The organism is Chryseobacterium sp. JV558, assembly GCF_033712365.1.
Taxonomy (GTDB): Bacteria; Bacteroidota; Bacteroidia; order Flavobacteriales; family Weeksellaceae; genus Chryseobacterium.
In genome coordinates this window covers 644,263-662,787 of sequence record NZ_WJHU01000002.1, presented here as the reverse complement: position 1 = coordinate 662,787, position 18,525 = coordinate 644,263, and the positions used below count along the sequence as shown (strand labels likewise).

Annotated in this window: 18 protein-coding genes and 1 other RNA gene; 9 read left to right on the top strand and 10 right to left on the bottom strand. The window is 35.0% G+C overall.

Going from position 1 to position 18,525, the window contains the following annotated elements; genetic code table 11:
• The first annotated feature begins 1 nt into the window (after position 1).
• The 3 genes from GFU89_RS08810 (at position 2) to GFU89_RS08800 (ending at position 3,537) form a co-directional block, all read left to right on the top strand.
• The gene (locus GFU89_RS08810; RefSeq protein WP_318846774.1) at positions 2-2,140 is read left to right on the top strand and encodes a T9SS type A sorting domain-containing protein; all 2,139 of its coding nucleotides are present in this window, start codon (positions 2-4) and stop codon (positions 2,138-2,140) included.
• Between the two features lie 98 nt (positions 2,141-2,238).
• Positions 2,239-3,129, top strand: a complete 891-nt coding sequence (locus tag GFU89_RS08805) for a DUF72 domain-containing protein (RefSeq protein WP_318846773.1) — start codon at positions 2,239-2,241, stop codon at positions 3,127-3,129.
• A gap of 177 nt (positions 3,130-3,306) precedes the next feature.
• Positions 3,307-3,537, top strand: a complete 231-nt coding sequence (locus GFU89_RS08800; RefSeq protein ID WP_318846772.1) for a hypothetical protein — start codon at positions 3,307-3,309, stop codon at positions 3,535-3,537.
• 54 nt (positions 3,538-3,591) lie between these two features.
• Here GFU89_RS08800 and GFU89_RS08795 read toward each other — a convergent pair whose 3' ends face one another.
• Entirely contained in the window at positions 3,592-4,185 is a 594-nt protein-coding gene (locus GFU89_RS08795) for a hypothetical protein (RefSeq protein ID WP_318846771.1), read from the bottom strand.
• A 69-nt stretch (positions 4,186-4,254) separates the two neighbouring features.
• Between GFU89_RS08795 and GFU89_RS08790 the strand changes: the two genes are divergently transcribed.
• Positions 4,255-5,490, top strand: coding sequence for a hypothetical protein (locus tag GFU89_RS08790; protein WP_318846770.1), 1,236 nt, complete (start codon positions 4,255-4,257; stop codon positions 5,488-5,490).
• Here the strand turns inward: GFU89_RS08790 and GFU89_RS08785 are convergent.
• The 5 genes from GFU89_RS08785 to GFU89_RS08765 all read right to left on the bottom strand — a co-directional run bounded on the left by GFU89_RS08785 (position 5,487) and on the right by GFU89_RS08765 (position 11,360).
• Positions 5,487-6,131 carry an HD domain-containing protein gene (locus GFU89_RS08785; RefSeq protein WP_318846769.1) on the bottom strand — a complete coding sequence of 215 codons (645 nt, stop codon included), beginning with the start codon at positions 6,129-6,131 and terminating at the stop codon, positions 5,487-5,489. The two genes, GFU89_RS08790 and GFU89_RS08785, sit on opposite strands and share 4 nt — an antisense overlap.
• Complete coding sequence (locus GFU89_RS08780; protein WP_318846768.1) at positions 6,128-6,973, bottom strand: alpha/beta fold hydrolase; 846 nt, start codon at positions 6,971-6,973, stop codon at positions 6,128-6,130. Before GFU89_RS08780 ends, GFU89_RS08785 begins: the two co-directional genes overlap by 4 nt.
• Before the next feature lie 90 nt (positions 6,974-7,063).
• Positions 7,064-7,954: a ribokinase gene (locus tag GFU89_RS08775; RefSeq protein ID WP_318846767.1), complete on the bottom strand. Its 891-nt coding sequence runs from the start codon at positions 7,952-7,954 to the stop codon at positions 7,064-7,066.
• A gap of 67 nt (positions 7,955-8,021) precedes the next feature.
• The gene (locus GFU89_RS08770) at positions 8,022-8,657 is read right to left on the bottom strand and encodes a DUF4241 domain-containing protein (RefSeq protein ID WP_318846766.1); all 636 of its coding nucleotides are present in this window, start codon (positions 8,655-8,657) and stop codon (positions 8,022-8,024) included.
• 87 nt (positions 8,658-8,744) lie between these two features.
• On the bottom strand, positions 8,745-11,360 hold the full coding sequence (locus GFU89_RS08765) for a valine--tRNA ligase (protein WP_318846765.1): 2,616 nt from the start codon (positions 11,358-11,360) through the stop codon (positions 8,745-8,747).
• Between the two features lie 128 nt (positions 11,361-11,488).
• On the opposite strand from GFU89_RS08765, the gene GFU89_RS08760 reads away from it, so the two are divergent.
• Positions 11,489-11,965 carry a DUF1573 domain-containing protein gene (locus tag GFU89_RS08760; RefSeq protein ID WP_318846764.1) on the top strand — a complete coding sequence of 159 codons (477 nt, stop codon included), beginning with the start codon at positions 11,489-11,491 and terminating at the stop codon, positions 11,963-11,965.
• Between the two features lie 357 nt (positions 11,966-12,322).
• Positions 12,323-13,192, top strand: coding sequence for a polyphosphate kinase 2 family protein (locus tag GFU89_RS08755; RefSeq protein WP_318846763.1), 870 nt, complete (start codon positions 12,323-12,325; stop codon positions 13,190-13,192).
• A gap of 11 nt (positions 13,193-13,203) precedes the next feature.
• Here the strand turns inward: GFU89_RS08755 and GFU89_RS08750 are convergent, their stop codons facing one another.
• The 4 genes from GFU89_RS08750 to rnpB form a co-directional block, all read right to left on the bottom strand.
• Complete coding sequence (locus GFU89_RS08750) at positions 13,204-13,794, bottom strand: hypothetical protein (RefSeq protein WP_318846762.1); 591 nt, start codon at positions 13,792-13,794, stop codon at positions 13,204-13,206.
• 45 nt (positions 13,795-13,839) lie between these two features.
• Positions 13,840-14,367: a hypothetical protein gene (locus tag GFU89_RS08745; RefSeq protein ID WP_318846761.1), complete on the bottom strand. Its 528-nt coding sequence runs from the start codon at positions 14,365-14,367 to the stop codon at positions 13,840-13,842.
• Between the two features lie 22 nt (positions 14,368-14,389).
• The gene (locus tag GFU89_RS08740) at positions 14,390-14,920 is read right to left on the bottom strand and encodes a hypothetical protein (protein WP_318846760.1); all 531 of its coding nucleotides are present in this window, start codon (positions 14,918-14,920) and stop codon (positions 14,390-14,392) included.
• A 174-nt stretch (positions 14,921-15,094) separates the two neighbouring features.
• An RNA gene (gene rnpB / locus GFU89_RS08735) (RNase P RNA component class A) lies at positions 15,095-15,419 on the bottom strand.
• Between the two features lie 163 nt (positions 15,420-15,582).
• On the opposite strand from rnpB, the gene GFU89_RS08730 reads away from it, so the two are divergent.
• The 3 genes from GFU89_RS08730 to GFU89_RS08720 are packed head-to-tail and all read left to right on the top strand — an operon-like array spanning position 15,583 to position 18,422.
• Entirely contained in the window at positions 15,583-16,074 is a 492-nt protein-coding gene (locus tag GFU89_RS08730) for an RNA polymerase sigma factor (RefSeq protein WP_062673949.1), read from the top strand.
• On the top strand, positions 16,067-16,741 hold the full coding sequence (locus tag GFU89_RS08725; protein WP_318846759.1) for a beta-carotene 15,15'-monooxygenase: 675 nt from the start codon (positions 16,067-16,069) through the stop codon (positions 16,739-16,741). Before GFU89_RS08730 ends, GFU89_RS08725 begins: the two co-directional genes overlap by 8 nt.
• 58 nt (positions 16,742-16,799) lie before the next feature.
• Entirely contained in the window at positions 16,800-18,422 is a 1,623-nt protein-coding gene (locus GFU89_RS08720) for an AMP-binding protein (RefSeq protein ID WP_318846758.1), read from the top strand.
• Positions 18,423-18,525: the final 103 nt, after the last annotated feature.

Genomic DNA, 18,525 nt, shown 5'->3' with positions numbered 1-18,525 from the left:
TATGAAAAAACTTTTATTTACCTTATGGGTAAGCGGATTTTCTATCGCTTATTCTCAGAATCTGAATTTTTCTGATGCAAAATTTAAAGCTTTACTCCTAAGCTCCAACACAACTAACCAGATTGCACAAGACTTTAATGGAAATTCTATTGCTATAGACAATAACGGAGATGGAGAGATTCAGCTTTCGGAAGCACAACAGGTTAAAGTTCTGACGATCAGGTTAGATCCTAATCATATGTATATTGATCTTAATGGCAACACTTTTGATCCTGATAATATTAATATCACATACTATAACAGCCATCTCCCAGACGGGATTTCAGATGCTTTACTGTTTTCCAATCTTGAAGAACTTTATTTTTGGAATACTAAAACCGCAAACATCAGCTTTACAAATAATACTAAAATCAAAAAAGTTCAGGGAAGACCTTTTTATTATGACTTATCACAGGGAGGTCAATATATGGCATCTTCTATTAATCTTTCTTTTGACAACTGTTCAGGAATTCAGAATATCGTCGATATCATCGCCTATCAAATCTCTGGTAATCAATGGTACCCTGATGAAAACAGCTTAAGAATAAAAAACTGTCAGCAAATCAACAATAATGCAGTGATTAGTTCTGCTGAGCTTAGAGAATTGTATATTGAAAATTCCAACGTTCAGACTCTTACATTTGATTCCTGTCAATTTCTGGAAAAGATTGTCGTTCCCAACCTGAATACTTTAACAAAAATATCAGTCACAGGAGGTTTCAACTCTTCCGGGTATTCAGAACAGAATATTGAACTCATCGCCAATAATTGTACGAACCTACAGGAGATTATTGCAAATACAGATCATTATGAATCAACAGGATCCTATTTCTCCAATGTAAACCTTAATGGCTGCTCTTCTTTAAATAAAATAATGGGTTTAAATGCCCCAACTATTGATTTTAGTACGGCAGGACTGATTAATCTTGAAGAATTAGACTGTTCGTTCTATAACAGGTATATATACTCCACCACATCCGGAATTTATTTCGGGAATGTAAATACACTGAACCTTGCAGGTCTTCCAAAACTTAAAACCCTGAAGGCTTTTAATCAAAAAATCACCAATAATGTAAACTTCAGCGTTGCCCAAAAATTGGAAAGTATTGACCTCACCAACTCCTGCGGATATATGAATACAGTGAATACAAGCAATCTTCCTTTCCTGCATACTTTAAAAACAGGACGTTTTGTGACTAATGGTACGCAAGGGGATAGCAATCTTCAGAATATTATTACTAAGAATTGTGTTGCGCTAACCAATTTTGAATTTAGCAATAACGAAAATTTAAAGAAACTTGATTTAGAAAACTGTCCGGGGCTGCAGACTTTGTCAATTGGATATACATTCTCCAACTTAGAAGAAATCAACCTCAGCCAATGTACCGGATTTAAAGATATTGCGGTAAGCAATACAAAAATATCCACTCTGGATACCAAAGACTGCACATCTCTGCAATCATTAAGTCTTTCCTACAATGACCTTCTTACTTCAGTGAATACTTCAAATAATACTAATTTAGAATCCTTAACATTAACAAATCTACCTTTGCTTACCCAGAGTAACACTTCCGATAATATTAATCTGAAGAATGTACATTTTAATACCTGCCCTCAGATTATTCAACTTGATCTTTCCACATCATCACATCTGGAATCCGCTACTTTATGGAATATGTCTAATCTCATTTCTGCCAATCTGAGAAACGGCTCTACGGAAGATTTCATTGATATTACCAATAACAACTCTAATTTATCCGTTTGTGTAGATGATGTCCAGCTTAATGAACTTCAGACAATATATCCTGATATCACATTTACCACAAATTGCAGTAATTCCTTCCTGAAGAGCGACAATGCAGGCTTCAATATAAAACAGGTCAAAGTTTTCCCTAATCCGGTAAAAGACATCTTGCAGGTCAGCTCCGATACTCCTATAAAAAATATAAAAATTATAGATTCTCAGGGAAGAATTATTTTTGATAGAAACTTCAATCAGGCTATTATAAACATTGATTTTTCAGCCTACCCTGCTGCTGTTTATATTATGAAAATCACCACTGATAAAACTCAGGCTACAAAAAAAATCATTAAAAAATAAATATCATCAATACAATTATTTCCATTAAAAATCATAGAAATTTCTATGATTTTTTTGGTTTATATTTGTGTTTATTGTTTAATACCAAAACTACAGATATGAAATTCGGACAAGTAGAAGACCCGTCAAAAATAGATTTCACGTTACCTAAAGACCATCCTAAAACAAAAGAAATGCTGGCTCTTAATAAAAAAGGACTAGAAAACGTTTCTATCGGATGTGCGAAATGGAATAAAACGGATCTTAAAGGGTTTTACCCTAAAGGAACTAAAGATGAACTGACCTATTATGCCACTCAGTTTAATTCTATTGAACTGAATGCTACTTTCTACGGAATGCCTACTCCCGATCAGGTAAAAACATGGAAAGAAAAAACGCCTGAAAATTTTAAATTCTTTCCTAAAATCACCAATACAGTTTCCCATTTCAGAAGACTGATTGATGTGACTGATCCAGTGACTCATTTTGCTTCGGCAGTGATTAATTTTGATGAAAAACTGGGAATGGCTTTTCTTCAGCTTCATGACAATTTTAAGCCTAAGGATTATGACAGACTGGAAAAATTTGTAAAAGAATGGCCTAAAGAAGTTCCTTTAGCTATAGAACTCAGAAATACAGAATGGTTTACCGATGAAGAGATCCTTAATACAACCTGTGAACTCTTTGAAGCCCATAATATCACCAATATCATCGTAGATACTGCCGGAAGAAGAGATATGCTCCATATGCGCCTTACTACGCCCAATGCATTCATCCGTTATGTAGGAGCCAATGCAGAAAGTGACTATGAGAGATTGGATGACTGGCTGAAGCATCTTACAAAATGGAAGAAAGAAGGTCTTCAGAATCTCTATTTTTTCGTACACCAGAACATTGAAAAAGCTTCACCTCTATTATCTGCTTATTTTATCAAGAAACTGAATGAAGAATGGAAAACTGATATTCATATTCCACAAATGGCAACGGAAAGTACGGGAACTCTCTTTTAAATGTCATAAAATGTACAGCAATTATTCAAAAAAACAGAATTTATTTCAGTATAAAAAATTAAACAGACTCTATTTTACTTTTTTTATAAATAGCAAACATCTCCTTTTCATAAAGAAAAATTTCGTATATTAGAGTATAATGTATTTCACTAAACATTATGCTTTAAAACATAAATCATGGAAAAGGAAATTTGTACAATCAGTATTGCCAGTAACTGGCTTGGTGATGAATATATTTTTTATGAAAATAACACCATAAAAAGGATATATGATCATCACAGTCTTAATTCCAATAAAACGGAATGGATTACCCCCAAAGAAATCAGTAAACAGAGTAAAGACAAACTCATCAGATCTTGTCCTGAGGAATTTAAGGAAAAAATTATGCAAATCCTGGATTATCCTTAGCAAAAATAACAATGGGTAATGAGTCTTTTTATAATACTCATTACCCATTCTTTCTTATTTATTTTTCTTCAGAAGCAATACCAGATTGAGAAACAGAAGCAGAAAGTCCAGCGCAATCCAGATCCCCAGTTTTGTATTTTCATAATTATAGGCGTCTACCTGTTTTTTTGCAGCTTCAGAAAGTTTCATACTTTGATTAATGTAATTCTGTACTTCTACAATCTGATCAATATTTTTATTTGGCACGGAATGCTGGGAAAAATACACGAGATTCTTCTTTCCCAGATAGCCTACGATCCAGTATTCGTCAGATTTATCCATTTTCAGGTATTCTATCCTGTAATATTCCGGACGTATTTTACCAATATGTTTAGGCTCAAGTGTTATATTTTTATCAGTTTTATTTACATTGACCAGGTAAAAATCCAATGCCTGAGGAAGTTTATTGACAACCTGCAGTCCCACAGAATTATCTACAAATGCCACAGCACTTTTCTTGATAAACCAGTACGTAAAAACAGAGATTGAAAAAACAACTGTTACAATACGAAACAGCTTCGCCCACTTTGCCATACTTCCTGATTTTATCTTAAACAAAACCAGAGAAAGAACAGAAGCCAGAAATATTATAAAAATAATGAGTGTCATATTTTACAAAGATACTTCTTATCTCTATTTTATCTATATTTGCGCCCATATTTTTAATCTTAACTAACCATGAAAAAAACATTCTCGGTACTACTTTCCTTCTGTGTCGTACTTATTTTCGCTCAGATAAAATTCGAAAAAGGCTACATTATCAGCAGTAATGATGTAAAAAAAGAAGTACTCATCAAAAATCAGGGATGGGCAAACAATCCGAACAGCTTTATTTACAAAGCGGATGAAAAATCAGCAGAAAGTACCGGAACTCCCTCTACAATTAAAGAATTCGGAATCTACAATGATGTAAAATATGTTACTTACAATGGTAATATTGATTATTCATCTGATAATACCGGAGATCTTTCTTCCATCAAGGAACCTGAATTTAAAAAGGTTTTCGTATTCCTTAAAGAAATTGTAACAGGTAATAAAAATCTGTACTCTTATCAGGGAGAAAATGTAATAAGATATTTTTATTCTGATTCAGATTCTTCTATCCAACCATTGATTTATAAAAAATACTTTTTCAATGGAAATAACCTGCAGGTTGCAACAAATGAAGAATATATTAATCAATTGATAACAATATTCTCAGATGATAATACAACCCAGACAATCGCTCCAAAAACAAAATATACGAGTAGTGACCTGATGAAATTTTTCTCTACATATAATAGCAAAATTTCTGGAACTACTAATGAAGAAAATGTTTCTGACACTAAAAGAAATTCAAAGTTTAACTTAGCTGTCAGACCCGGTCTTAATTTTTACTCACCATTGGAAATAACAAAAACCTTAAGTAATGAAGGTGCTCCTTCAAAAACAGGGTTCAGGATAGGGATTGAGGCAGAAATTGTATTACCTTTCAATAGAGGCAAATGGTCAATTGTCGCTGAGCCTACCTTCTCTCTTTACAATAATAAGACTGCTGTAAGAACAACTAATGGTAATTTGTATAATATCAATGTAGAGAATTATTCATTTATCAGTATTCCTCTAAGCATAAGACATTACATGTTCATCAGTGATAAATCAAAGATTTTTATTAATGCTGGTATTAATGTTCTGACTCTGAAAACCAGTTCAGCGAAGGATTTCCCTATAGATTATGATGGATATGTATTTGACAGATTAAAGCTATCTTCATCCCAGGCTTTCAAAAGCGCTGTATTTGGAATAGGATACAATTATAATAACAAATACATCATAGAGGTAAGATATAATACAGGCTTCAATTTGTTCGAAGAAAAAGGGGCGGAGGCACAACTTAAATATGCTTCCATAATCCTGGGATATAATATTTTCTAATCTACATTCCATTCTTTATAAAACTGGTCGAGGAAATTCAGCATATAATCATGCCTTTCTTCGGCCATTTTTTTTCCTTTTTCAGTGTTCATCATATCCTTTAGGAGCAATAGTTTTTCGTAGAAATGATTGATTGTTGTGCCATCAGATTTTTTATATTCTTCTTTCGACATTCCCAATTTAGGTTTCATATCCGGATGGTACATCAGATTATTCTTAAAACCTCCGAAATTAAATGTTCTGGCAATTCCAATAGCTCCTATCGCATCTATACGGTCAGCATCCTGCACAATCTCAAGTTCAATGGGTGGATTTACCGGTGCCTGATCTCTGTTTTTAAATGAAATATTTTCAATCACAAATAAAACCTTCAATATTGTTTCTTCGGGAACATTCTGCTCTTCAAGAAATGCTCTGGATATTTTGGGAGCAATGGTTTCATCACCATTATGAAATTTAGGATCTGCAATATCATGAAGAAGCGCAGACAATTCTACCACCTCTTTATCACAATCTTCCGTTTTTGCTATTTGAGCAGCCAGTTTCCAGACTCTTTCAATATGAAACCAATCATGTCCTGCTTCTGCTCCTTCTAATTTTTCTTTTACAAATGCTATTGTGTTCTCAATCGTACTTTTCATTTATCTATCAGTTCATTTAAAATAATATCCCAGAGTTTGTTATTGTAACTTCTAAAAAAATTGACATGCCCAATTTCCTTTTTATCAGATTCTGAAACAGCGATCAGTCTGTAAGTGGGTTTAAGATTAGGATAAGTAGTATTCAATAAGCTTAATACGCCTCTTTCTGTCAGCCAGATATCATCTTCTGCCCGGATTACAAATACTTTTTGTGTCAAATTTTTAGAAAAGTTATCAATTTTTTCCAACAGTCTGTTGGTTGATTTCTTGTTTAAAATTAAGGTTCTCCAGTCATATGCGCAATTTTTTGGAAGACTTTCTCCCAATCCAAACCAATGTGCCGGAAAATACCCTAATAATGAAGTGGTTAAAGGCTGAGCAATTCCAAATCCCAGATAGGCTTCAATTTTTGTTGTTCCTTTAAGGTTGCCGACAAAAGCATTTTGTGTTCCTACAAAAACAAATTCTTCAAATATCTCAGAATCCTTATTCATTCCCAAAATCAAAGCACCTACAGAGTGGCCTAAACAGTACTTTTTATAGTCCTTAAAGTTTGTTTTGATAAATTGAGTTAAAGCTTTGTAATCTTTTGAGCCCCACAATCTCATTGAACCATGAAATCCTCTCATTTCTTTGGGCTTAGAAAGTCCTATTCCCCTATAATCGTAAGTAATCACCGTAAATCCCTGTTCAGAAAAATAGCTGGCAAAAGAAAAGTACACCTGCTGTTTTACACCTGTCGCCGAGTTGATCAGCAACAGTTTCCCATTACTATTTTCCGGTTTAAAGAGATGGACAGCCAGAGAAATATGATCTTCCGTGGTCAATATTAGTTTTTCCATAGTATAAAAAGAAAAAATCCACTATAAAAGTGGACATTTTACTTATATTTTTATGTTAAGTTTCAGACTTTTGATATGTCGTAAATAGCTTTAAGAAAAGAAATCTGACATTCTTGGCAGCCCAGTCTGAGAACCTTTACCTCCGGAAACTCTTGATGAAACTTCATTTCCAAATTTCACACATTCTTCGATAGAATTTCCATGGCAAAGCGCGATAGCAAATCCTGAAGTAAATGCATCTCCCATTCCCATTTTGTAAACTTTCTCATCTTTATCGTTTCTGTAATATTTCATCTCTGTACCATCAAAGTAAATGGTTGAGTTGGTATCATCTCTTACAAAAACTTTATTGAAATATTTTTTAAGAACCTCTTCTCTTTTTTCTTCACCGAAAATGGTATATAATTCGTTGCTCTTGGCTACAATAAAATCAACCTTTTCTAAAATCTCTTCGCTGACTCTCATTGCAGGAGAAGCATACAAACCTACTTTCTTACCATATTTTTTAGCTTTTTTAACGGTATGCTCTACCACTTCCATAGAAACCTCAAGCTGTACCAGCACAAGATCTGCGGTATTAAAATACTTCTCGGCTTCGTCTATATGTGATTTGCTAAGATATTTATTGGCAGCCGGCACTACAACAATAGCGGCATTACCATGAGAAGTCGTTACATAGGCTGTTCCTGTAGATTCTCTATCTGTTTCATGTACAAAACCTACATTTACATTTTCACTTACCAGATTTCGCATGATCTGCTGCCCAAGAGGATCCATTCCCACGCATCCTATAAAATACACACTTGCCCCCAGCCTGGCAGTACCTACCGACTGATTGGCTCCTTTACCCCCAAAATAGCTATCTGACTTAACGGCTAAAACCGTTTCGTTGGGTGAAGGTAGTTTTTCGGTTTCAAGAACCAAATCTATGGATGAGCTGCCCACAACAATAATTCGGGGTTGTTCTGATAAGAAATTCATTGTGTTTTGTATTAGCTTTAAAATTTATAACTGACAAAATCGTGTTCCAAAAATAACTAATTTTAAATTAACTTATTTCTATAAATTCAGTAATTATTTTCACAGGTAGTTGATTTTGATCATACGCTATATAACTGGCATAAAATCCTTCACCATATCCGGTTTCAAAACCAAATATAGTTCCGGGATGTTCCTTTGCTGGTTTTAGGAAGGCATACTGGTCAATAGCTCCATTTTCATCAAAGAAATACTCATGGAAAAACTCTTCATAGATTCCCATAAAATCTCCTCCTTTATTCTGGTACAATCTCAGTTCAAGCTCGTTGAGACTGTTTTGAGTATCAACATCCATAAAACATCCCATCCCACTTTCTACGGGGTAACCAAAGATTTCTTCTTTTGCCAGTTCCTTTATATTCTGTCCTGCTGTGGTTGCCAGCTTCCATTCTTTAATTTCAGAATTATTGAATATAATTTCGGCATAAGCCACACAGTTACTATTTCTTTCTTTGTGCACAATCACAGAAAAATCTCCCTTCGGAAACTCTGTGGTAAAAGGAAGCATATCATTGGTGATCAGTGGATCGCAGGCAACCAGCTTTCCACTGGAAAGATAAATCTTCCCTGCTTCAAAACTTTCCAGCAACGGATTTTCTACAAAATCCTTCGAGAATAGTTTTTTTATGTTTTCTATATGTGTCATTTTATTTATTCTTTAAACCATCAGGCTGGATACAATTTTTCATCTGTATCCAGCCTGAGATTTTTGACAAAATTTATTGTCTATGTTTTACAAACTTTTCAGTTTCTCTTCAAGGATCGCAATCTTATCCTGAGCATCTTTCTGCTTCTTACGCTCCCCATCTACAACTTCAGGTTTAGCATTGGCAACAAACTTCTCGTTGGAAAGTTTCTTGTCTACTGAAATTAAGAATCCTTTTAAATATTTCAGTTCTTCTTCAGTTTTTACTTTTTCTTCTCCTAAATCTAAGTTTTCACTTAAAGGAATAGAAATTTCAGTTGCTCCTACCAGGAAGGTAAAGCTTGGCTTATCTGTTTTCTGACCAAAATGGATTTCAGAAATATTAGCCAATTTTCTTACTACGGCTTCATTTGCAAATTCAGACGCGTTAGTATATACCTCAGCGGCTTCTCTTGGTGAAATTCCTTTTGTCTGGCGGTAATTTCTAACTCCAGAGATCAATTCTTTAGCGGTTTCAAAGTTTTTAATAACTTCTTCACTATAGTCAGCTGCATTTTTCTGTTGAGCAATAACAAGAGCCTCTTCCTGATTTCTTTCTGAAATCAAATGCCAGATCTCTTCTGATTGGAAAGGCATGAACGGATGAAGCAGTTTCATCAATTCTTCAAAGAATATAATGGTTCTGTCATACACTTCCTTAGAAATTCCTTCTCCATAATTTGGTTTAATTGCTTCAAGATACCATCCGCAAAAATCATCCCAAATTAATTTATAAATCAGGTGAAGCGCATCAGAAATTCTGAATTTCTCAAACTGATCATTAATCTCAACAATTGTTTTATTTAATTTATTTTCAAACCATTCAATAGCCTGAAGATCTGTAGCGATAGCAGGTTTATCTTCATGGTTCCACATATTGACCAAACGGAATGCATTCCAGATTTTAGTCATAAAGTTTCTTCCCTGAAGCATTAGATCTTCATCAAAAAGAAGGTCATTTCCAGCTGCAGAACTCAATAGAATTCCCACACGTACTCCATCGGCACCATACTTTTCCATTAACTCAATAGGATCCGGAGAGTTTCCTAAAGATTTAGACATTTTTCTTCTTTGTTTATCTCTTACAATTCCTGTAAAATAAACATTTTTGAACGGAACTTCTTTTTTGTATTCCAGTCCGGACATGATCATTCTTGCTACCCAGAAGAAAATAATATCAGGGGCAGTTACCAGATCAGAAGTTGGATAATAGTACTTGATATCTTTATTTTCAGGATCTAAAAGCCCTTCAAATACAGACATTGGCCATAACCACGCAGAGAACCAAGTGTCTAATGTATCCTGATCCTGTCTTAAGCTTTCAAGAGTAAGTTCCTGATTTCCGGCCTTCTGTTTTGCTAATTCTAAAGCTTCTTCAGCGGTTTCAGCTACTACAAAATCTTCATCTCCAGTTCCGTAGTAAAAAGCAGGAATCTGCTGTCCCCACCATAGCTGACGGGAAATATTCCAGTCACGGATGTTTTCCATCCAGTGTTTGTAGGTATTTTTAAATTTCTCAGGATAGAATTTTACTTCATCATCCATTACCACATCTAAAGCAGGCTTAGCCAGATCAGACATTTTAAGGAACCACTGTACTGAAATTTTAGGTTCAATTACAGCACCTGTTCTTTCAGAAGTTCCTACTTTATTTACATAGTCTTCAGCTTTCAGCAAAAGATCTTTTTCGTCCAGTTCTTTTGCAATCTGCTTTCTTACATCAAATCTGTTTTTCCCAGCATAATGTAAACCGTGCTCATTAAGGTTTCCGTCGTCATCCAGAGCATCAATCATTTTCAGCTGATGCTTCTGTCCTATTTCGTAGTCATTCACATCATGTGCCGGTGTAATTTTCAGGGCTCCGGTTCCAAATTCAATATCAACATATTCGTCTTCAATGATTGGAACTACTCTGTTTACAATCGGTACAATTACACTTTTACCTTTTAAGTGAGCATATCTTTCATCATTAGGATTGATACATACGGCAGTATCCCCAAAAATGGTTTCAGGACGTGTAGTAGCAACTGAAAGGAACTCTTCTGAGCCTTCAATTTTATATTTAAGGAAATATAGTTTTCCGTTCTGCTCTTTGAATATTACTTCTTCATCAGAAATATTGGTCTTTGCTTCAGGATCCCAGTTGACCATTCTGTGTCCTCTGTAGATCTTCCCTTTATTATATAGGTCTACGAAACTTATGATAACCTGCTGTGAAAGGTTATCTTCCATTGTAAAACGGGTTCTGTCCCAATCACAAGAACATCCCAGTTTTTTCAGCTGCTCAAGGATTGTTCCTCCATATTTGTGAGTCCATTCCCAGGCATGTTTTAGGAATTCTTCACGGGTAAGATCTGACTTATTGATTCCTTCAGACTTCAATTTAGCAACAACTTTAGCTTCGGTAGCAATTGAAGCGTGATCTGTTCCCGGAATCCAACAAGCATTAAACCCGCGCATTCTTGCACGACGGACCAGAACATCTTGAATGGTATTGTTCAACATATGTCCCATGTGTAATATCCCCGTTACATTTGGCGGAGGAATGACCACGGTATATGGTGGTTTGTCATTAGGTTCTGAGTGGAAATATTTGTTTTCCAGCCAGTAATTGTACCATTTCTGTTCTGTTTCCTGTGGATTGTACTTTTCTGAAATCTGCATAAATTCTATTTCTTTGGCTTGCAATTTGCAAAAATAGTCTAAAGAAAAAAATTTTTAAGCATGAATTAAAATAATTTTTAACTTTGTTTCACAAAATTTATCTAACAAACGTATTAACATTCAAGAATATGAAAAAACTAATTGCAGGAATTGCATTATTGGGGACATTTGCAATTGCATCTGCACAAACGATTACATTTGATAAAACAACTTTCGATTACGGTACTATTAAGCCTAATGCTGACGGTACTAGATTCTTTACTGTAACGAATTCAGGTGATAAGCCTTTGATTCTTTCAAACGTAAAGCCTTCTTGTGGATGTACAACTCCTGAATTCAGCCAAGATCCTATCATGCCGGGTAAATCCGCTAAGATCAAGGTTGGATACAACACTGCTATTCCTGGAGGTTTCAACAAAATGATTGAGGTTTTCTCTAACGACCCTGCAAACAGCAGAAGTGTAATCTACATTAAAGGTAACGTAGACGCTAATGCTCCTGCTCCTGTTGCTGAAGCAAAAGTATTGACTCCTGCTGAGCAGAAAGAAGCTGCTAAAGCTGAGAAAAAAGCTGCTAAACTAGCTAAAAAGGCTGCTGCGAAGTAATCTCTACTCAAAAAAATAAAGAAACCGTCTCCATAGAGGCGGTTTTTTTATTACATTTATGTTTGCTTAGATGGCATGGCAGGTAGCGGATAATAGGTAATAGGTGGCAGGAAAATAGCATTGGATTTATAAAACATATTATTTAGGTTTTCGCTGAAGCCTTTGGATTTTTTCTTTAAATGTAAAGCCCATCCCTATTGAATTTTAATTAACAAAATCTTTTAATCTTTTAATCTTTTAATCTTTTAATCTTTTAATCTTTTAATCTTTTAATCTTTTAATCTTTTAATCTTTTAATCTTTTAATCTTTTAATCTTTTAATCTTTTAATCTTTTAATCTTTTAATCTTAAAACTATATGGACACCAATTTCTCAGATGACTTTAAGGTAAACGGAAAATTTTCAATAAAAAAAACTTCAACATCTTATAAAGGAAAGCTCACCAAAGACGAGGGAGAGCAAATGCTGATTCAGGAGAAAGAAAAGCTCCGTGAACTGCAGGAAAAATTATATGCTGACGGAAGCCAATCTCTCCTGGTTGTTTTACAGGCTATGGATGCAGCGGGTAAAGACAGTATGATAGAACATGTTTTCGGAGGGGTAAACCCTCAGGGATGTAATGTGACCAGTTTTAAAACACCAAGTTCTAAAGAATATTCTCACGATTTTTTATGGAGACATTATCTCGCATTGCCACAGAAAGGGATGATCGGGATTTTCAACCGGTCCCATTATGAGAGTGTTCTGGTCTGCAAAGTACATCCTGAATATAATTTAAGTGAAAAAACCTGGTCTTCGGTAAAAGATTTCGACAATACATTCTGGGAAAACAGATATGAAAGTATTCGAAATTTTGAAAAACACCTTTCACAAAACGGAACAACCGTTGTAAAGATCTTTTTACATGTTTCGAAGGATGAACAGAAAAAAAGACTTCTGGACAGAATCAATGAGCAGGAAAAAAACTGGAAATTTTCTGCGGGAGATCTTCCGGAAAGAGCATTATTCGATCAATATATGGAGGCTTATGAAACAGCCATCAATGAAACATCAAAAGATCACGCTCCCTGGTATATACTTCCTGCCGACAGCAAATGGTTTGCACGAGTAGCTGCTATCCAGATCATTATTGATACCCTTGAGAAAATGAATCTCAAATATCCTACACTTTCTGATAAAGACACGAAAGATCTTCAGCTGGCCAAAAAGCAATTAATGGAAGAATAACCAGTCATGGTTTATTTCAAAACCGATTTGCTGTAAATATAAGTAAAGACCTTTGAATGTAATTTTTCAAAGGTTTTTTTCCACGTAAATTGTCCGGTTATTTTTATTCTATTTCCATTTTCTGATAATAGGAATGGGACAACTTCCTTTGGAATGCGCCAGAAAACGTCGGGTGGATTTTGTCTGAAAATATTGATGTAAAGTTTTAATGTTTCCAGATACCAGTCCTGATGCTTATGATAATCATTAATTCCGCCTACATTTGGGAAATGATGCAGTTCTCTTTCCAGAATCTTTGGACAAAATTCTTTCCAATACTCTGTGGTATAGAGCAAATGCATATGCCATACTTTATCTACTACAATTGATGGGGAAGCTCCGTTTTTTGAAATACAGCATAAATAAACAAACTTTTTATATTCTTCAATAGCAAGCAGACAGAATCTTCTCGTCCACCCTTCAGTCTGAGCCAGTTTTCTGGAAAATGGAATAATGACATCAGCCTGATCAATCTGATATGCAGAAATCCTTTTCCACAAAGGATTCTGTTCATAATGTAACTGCGTGCTATCCAATAAAACGGAAGTAAATTCTGGTTTCATAATGTCAAAATTTAATCGGTTACTCTAATTTTTAATAAAAATTCATCAACCACCACATCCACATGATGGAGGAGCGTTATAAGTATATATTTCTTTTTTGTAATGACCTTGAAGTAATGTTGCAAAATCATCTCTGGTCATATCCGTATAAACATCTGTATCAGCTAAATGTAATTGAAAATCTTTTTCCGGATGCATATCTACTGTCACTGAAAGAACGGCATCAATAATCTGAATTTCAGAAATTTCGTTCCAGATCAATTGCTTTTTTGTCTTATGGTTAAAAATTCCTGTTTTGGTGATGGATAGTATTTCGACCGCTTCTTCTTCCGGCCTTCTCTGCTCCGTAATGCATCTGATTAAGATTTTTACTGAGGCATAAAAGAAGACGGATATCAGTACAAGTACAATAATGGACATTAAAAAATTAAAGAAATTACGGCTTGTTAGCAAAAGATAAATCATTATGCAAAGAGCGGCCAATAGAGCAATTGATATCAGCAGAAAGAAAATAATCGGCGGATATCCTGGCTTTCTTTCTATGGATTTATATAAAGTGATTTCTGTTTTCATTCTGAATGTTAATATAATAAAATTAACAACCACAACCGCAGGATACCGGCGTTGTATAGGTATAAATCTCTTTTTTATAATGATGATTTAATAGCTTTTCAAAATCCTCCTGCTTCATTTGCTTCTGAAGATCCGTATTGAAAAGGCTGAATTTAAAATCTTTTTGGGGATCAAAATCTACAGTGACGGACAGTATGGAATCTATAATCTGTATTTCAGAAATATATTCCCATTCGGCTTTTTTGTTTTCCGGATAATAAGTTATTCCTTCTTTTGAAATGTTTACAACAGGATATATAACCGGGCGTTTTCTTTGCTTTCTTACCAGATAAAGGAAATGTTTTATGAGCAAATAATTTAAAAACATCACCCCGATCCATATTATTTTATTAAGAATCTTTATCAGTACAATATTGGTAATATCACTAAAAAAATAAACCAGACATTGATCAATTGCCCAAAATAGTCCATATACAAAGGCAATATAGAGTAGAATAAGAATATATCCAGGTTTTTCTTCAGGAACTGAATGTAATGTGATTGCTGTTCTCATGTGGATTTGTTTGTACAAATTTGTGATAACAGAAAAATATAAAAGTCGTCCTTTTATCTCATTTGGTTTCATACAAGTCTTATATTAGGCTTATAAAAGCCAATACTCTTTCCCATCTAACTATGAAGACAGGTATGATTCAAGAATAAAATTTGAGGAAGATTATATTGGAAAAAAACGAGAAAATCTATAAGCCGGATTTTGTACTTCCGAAGAAGTGCCTGTTATTTATCTACGTGTTACATTGCTGCAGCACTTGAGCTGATTACCCCTCGGTTTTCAGGACGAGCCGCCCCTATTTCCATGACTGAAAAGAACCGATATACTTACCATTGCACCGCAAAGAGTTTACCTGGTTTCACTACAGCCGAACTGTACTTGCTTTCTGTTGCACTTGTCCTACCCTCACGGGTGACGGATGTTATCCGCTTTGCTGCTCTATGGTGTCCGGACTTTCCTACCTCCCGTAAAACGGGAAATCAACAAGCCGATTTTCTCGCGGTTGCAAAGATACATAAATTTCGCAAAGAATGCTGAGAAAGCTAAGGCAGCAGAGAAATCTAATGCGTTAATTCACCTTTTATATTTTGCTTTTTTACGATTTTACATTATAATTTTCAACAATTACCACTTTATTATTATCTTCGTGCCATTATATATCTATGGATTCCAGAGAAAAAGAATTTGCGCAGCTTATCAAGGATAATCAGGGTCTGATTATCAAAGTATCGCGCCTGTATACCAATTCTCTGGAAGATGAAGAGGATCTTTTCCAGGAAATTGTGTTACAGCTTTGGAGAAGTTATGATTCCTTTAAAGGAAATTCCAAGATTTCCACATGGATGTACCGTGTAGCACTCAATACAGCCATTACCCTCTTTAGAAAAAAAAGCAAAAGTCTTCCTACGAATGAGCTGGACATCAACCATAAGGATTTTGTGGAAGATGACGATGAAAAACAGCAGCAGGTATCACTTTTGTATACTGTAATCAAAACTCTTCCTAATGTAGAACGAGCCATTGTCATGATGTATCTTGACGATCTGCCTTACAAGGATATTGCAGAAAACCTCGGTATCACTGAAGTCAATGCACGTGTGAAAATGAACAGATTAAAGAAAACCCTTAAAGAACAGATGGAAAAATATGCCTGAATTTGATTTAGATAGTTTAAAAAAAACATGGCAGGAACAACCTGTCCAGCCTAAATATGACAGCAAGGAGATCCTCCAAATGTTGAATAGAAAATCACGTAATTATATAAAGTATATTTTCTGGATCAGCGTTATAGAATTTTTGTTCTTTTCTGTATTAGGACTGTTTTACCTTTTCCAGGAAGAAGAATCAGACAGTTTCCGTAAGATGCTGGAGAGATTAGGCGCCCAGGAAGCTCCTGAAGTAGAAAACAACTTCGGTCATGCTTATTTAGCTATAAAGGTCTTAAGTTTACTGATAACAGCATATTTTGTATTGAAATTCTACCAGAATTACAGAAGAATCAAGATTGAAGAGAATCTGAAGGGGCTTATCACCAGAATCATTAAATTCAAAACAACGGTCAATGCTTTTATTCTGATCAGTATTGTAATATTGTTGGTATTCACGTTTGTATTAACGGCTTTTATATTTTACACTTTAAATTCTCAGAATATACAGCCTAGCAGCTCTAATCTTACGATTATTATAGCAGGAATTGTTGTCAGCACTTTATTGGGCATATCTATGATCTGGCTTTATTACAGACTGGTATATGGTACGATTATTAAAAAGCTTGATAAAAATCTGAAGCAGCTTAAAGAAATAGATTCTCAGGAAAGTTAATATACATAGGCATAGTTCGGGATATAATTATTAATTTTAGCCCACCAAATCTTAAACTATGCCCTTATCTTATGTGTATGGAACTTCTGAGGTTTCATTATTAGGACAGACCATCGGAGCCAATCTTAAAAGTACTGTCGAAAAACATCCCCATCAGGAAGCATTAGTCTGTGTTCATCAGAATTACAGAGCTACTTATCAGGAATTTTACAATCAGACAACAGCTGTTGCAAAAGCTCTACTGCTTTTGGGAGCAAAAGCTGGTGACAGAATCGGAATATGGTCTTCCAACCGGTATGAATGGGTTCTTTTGCAGTATGCCACTGCAAGAATAGGAACTATTTTAGTCAATATCAATCCGGCCTACAGAACTCATGAACTTACGTATGTTCTTAATCAGTCTGAAGTTCGTTTCATCTTTTCTTCTTTAAGTTTTAAAAGCAGCAATTATAAAGAAATGATTGAGTATGCCAAAGAAGTATGCCCTACCCTTGAGCATGAGATATTCTTTGATGAAAACTGGGAAGAATTTGTCAATAACGGCCAGGATATTTCTGATGAAGTTCTTCACAGTTTTGAAGAGCATGTGCAGTTTGATGATCCTGTTAATATTCAATATACTTCAGGAACTACAGGTTTCCCGAAAGGTGTTACACTTTCTCATCATAATATTCTCAACAACGGTTATTTTATCGGAATAAGATTAAAATATACGGAGAAAGACCGTGTCTGTATTCCCGTTCCTTTTTATCATTGCTTTGGTATGGTTATCGGAAATATATGCTGCACAGCTCACGGTGCCTGTATGGTAATTCCCAATGACAGCTTTGATCCGGAAATTACTTTAAAAGCTGTTTCCGATGAAAAATGTACTTCTTTGTATGGTGTTCCTACCATGTTTATTGCCGAACTGGCAGTAAAGGATTTTGACAAGTATGATTTCTCAAGCCTAAGAACAGGTGTCATGGCCGGATCTGTATGCCCTCCGGAGATTATGAAAAAGGTCGAGAGCCTTATGAATATTAAAGAAATGAGCATCTGCTATGGAATGACGGAAACTTCACCCGTATCTACCCAGACTTTAATAGGAACACCCCTGCAGAAGCAGGTCAGTACTGTGGGAACTGTTCAGGATCATCTTGAAATAAAAATTATTGATGAAAATGGCAGAACACTGAAGCGAGGGGAACATGGTGAACTTTGTACAAGAGGCTATTCTGTCATGCTGAAATACTGGAATGACCCCAAAAACACTAAAAAAGTACTGGATGATGCCCGCTGGATGCACACCGGAGATATGGCAGTAATGGACAAACACGGATATATTACCATATCAGGAAGAATAAAAGACCTCATCATCCGTGGCGGAGAAAATATTTCGCCTAAGGAAATTGAAGATTTTTTATATACTTATACCAACATTCTGGATGTTCAGATCATTGGAGTTCCGAGTGAAAGATTCGGGGAGGAAGTGATGGCCTGGGTAAAAGTGAGAAAAGGTTTTACCATCACTGCTGAAGAACTGCAGGAATATTGCAAAGGAAGAATCGCCCACTATAAAGTACCGAAATATTGGAAATTTGTAGATGAATTCCCAATGACCATTTCCGGAAAAATAAGAAAGGTAGAAATGCGGGAAATCTCCATGAAAGAGCTTGAATTAGGCAGTTTTAAAGATTGAGCCTGTCTAAATTTACATTGATAATTTTAACCACAAAAGGCACAAAAGTTTTAAATATTTAAGTTTTTTTAAAGCCAAAATTTATGCATAATAAGTACAAATT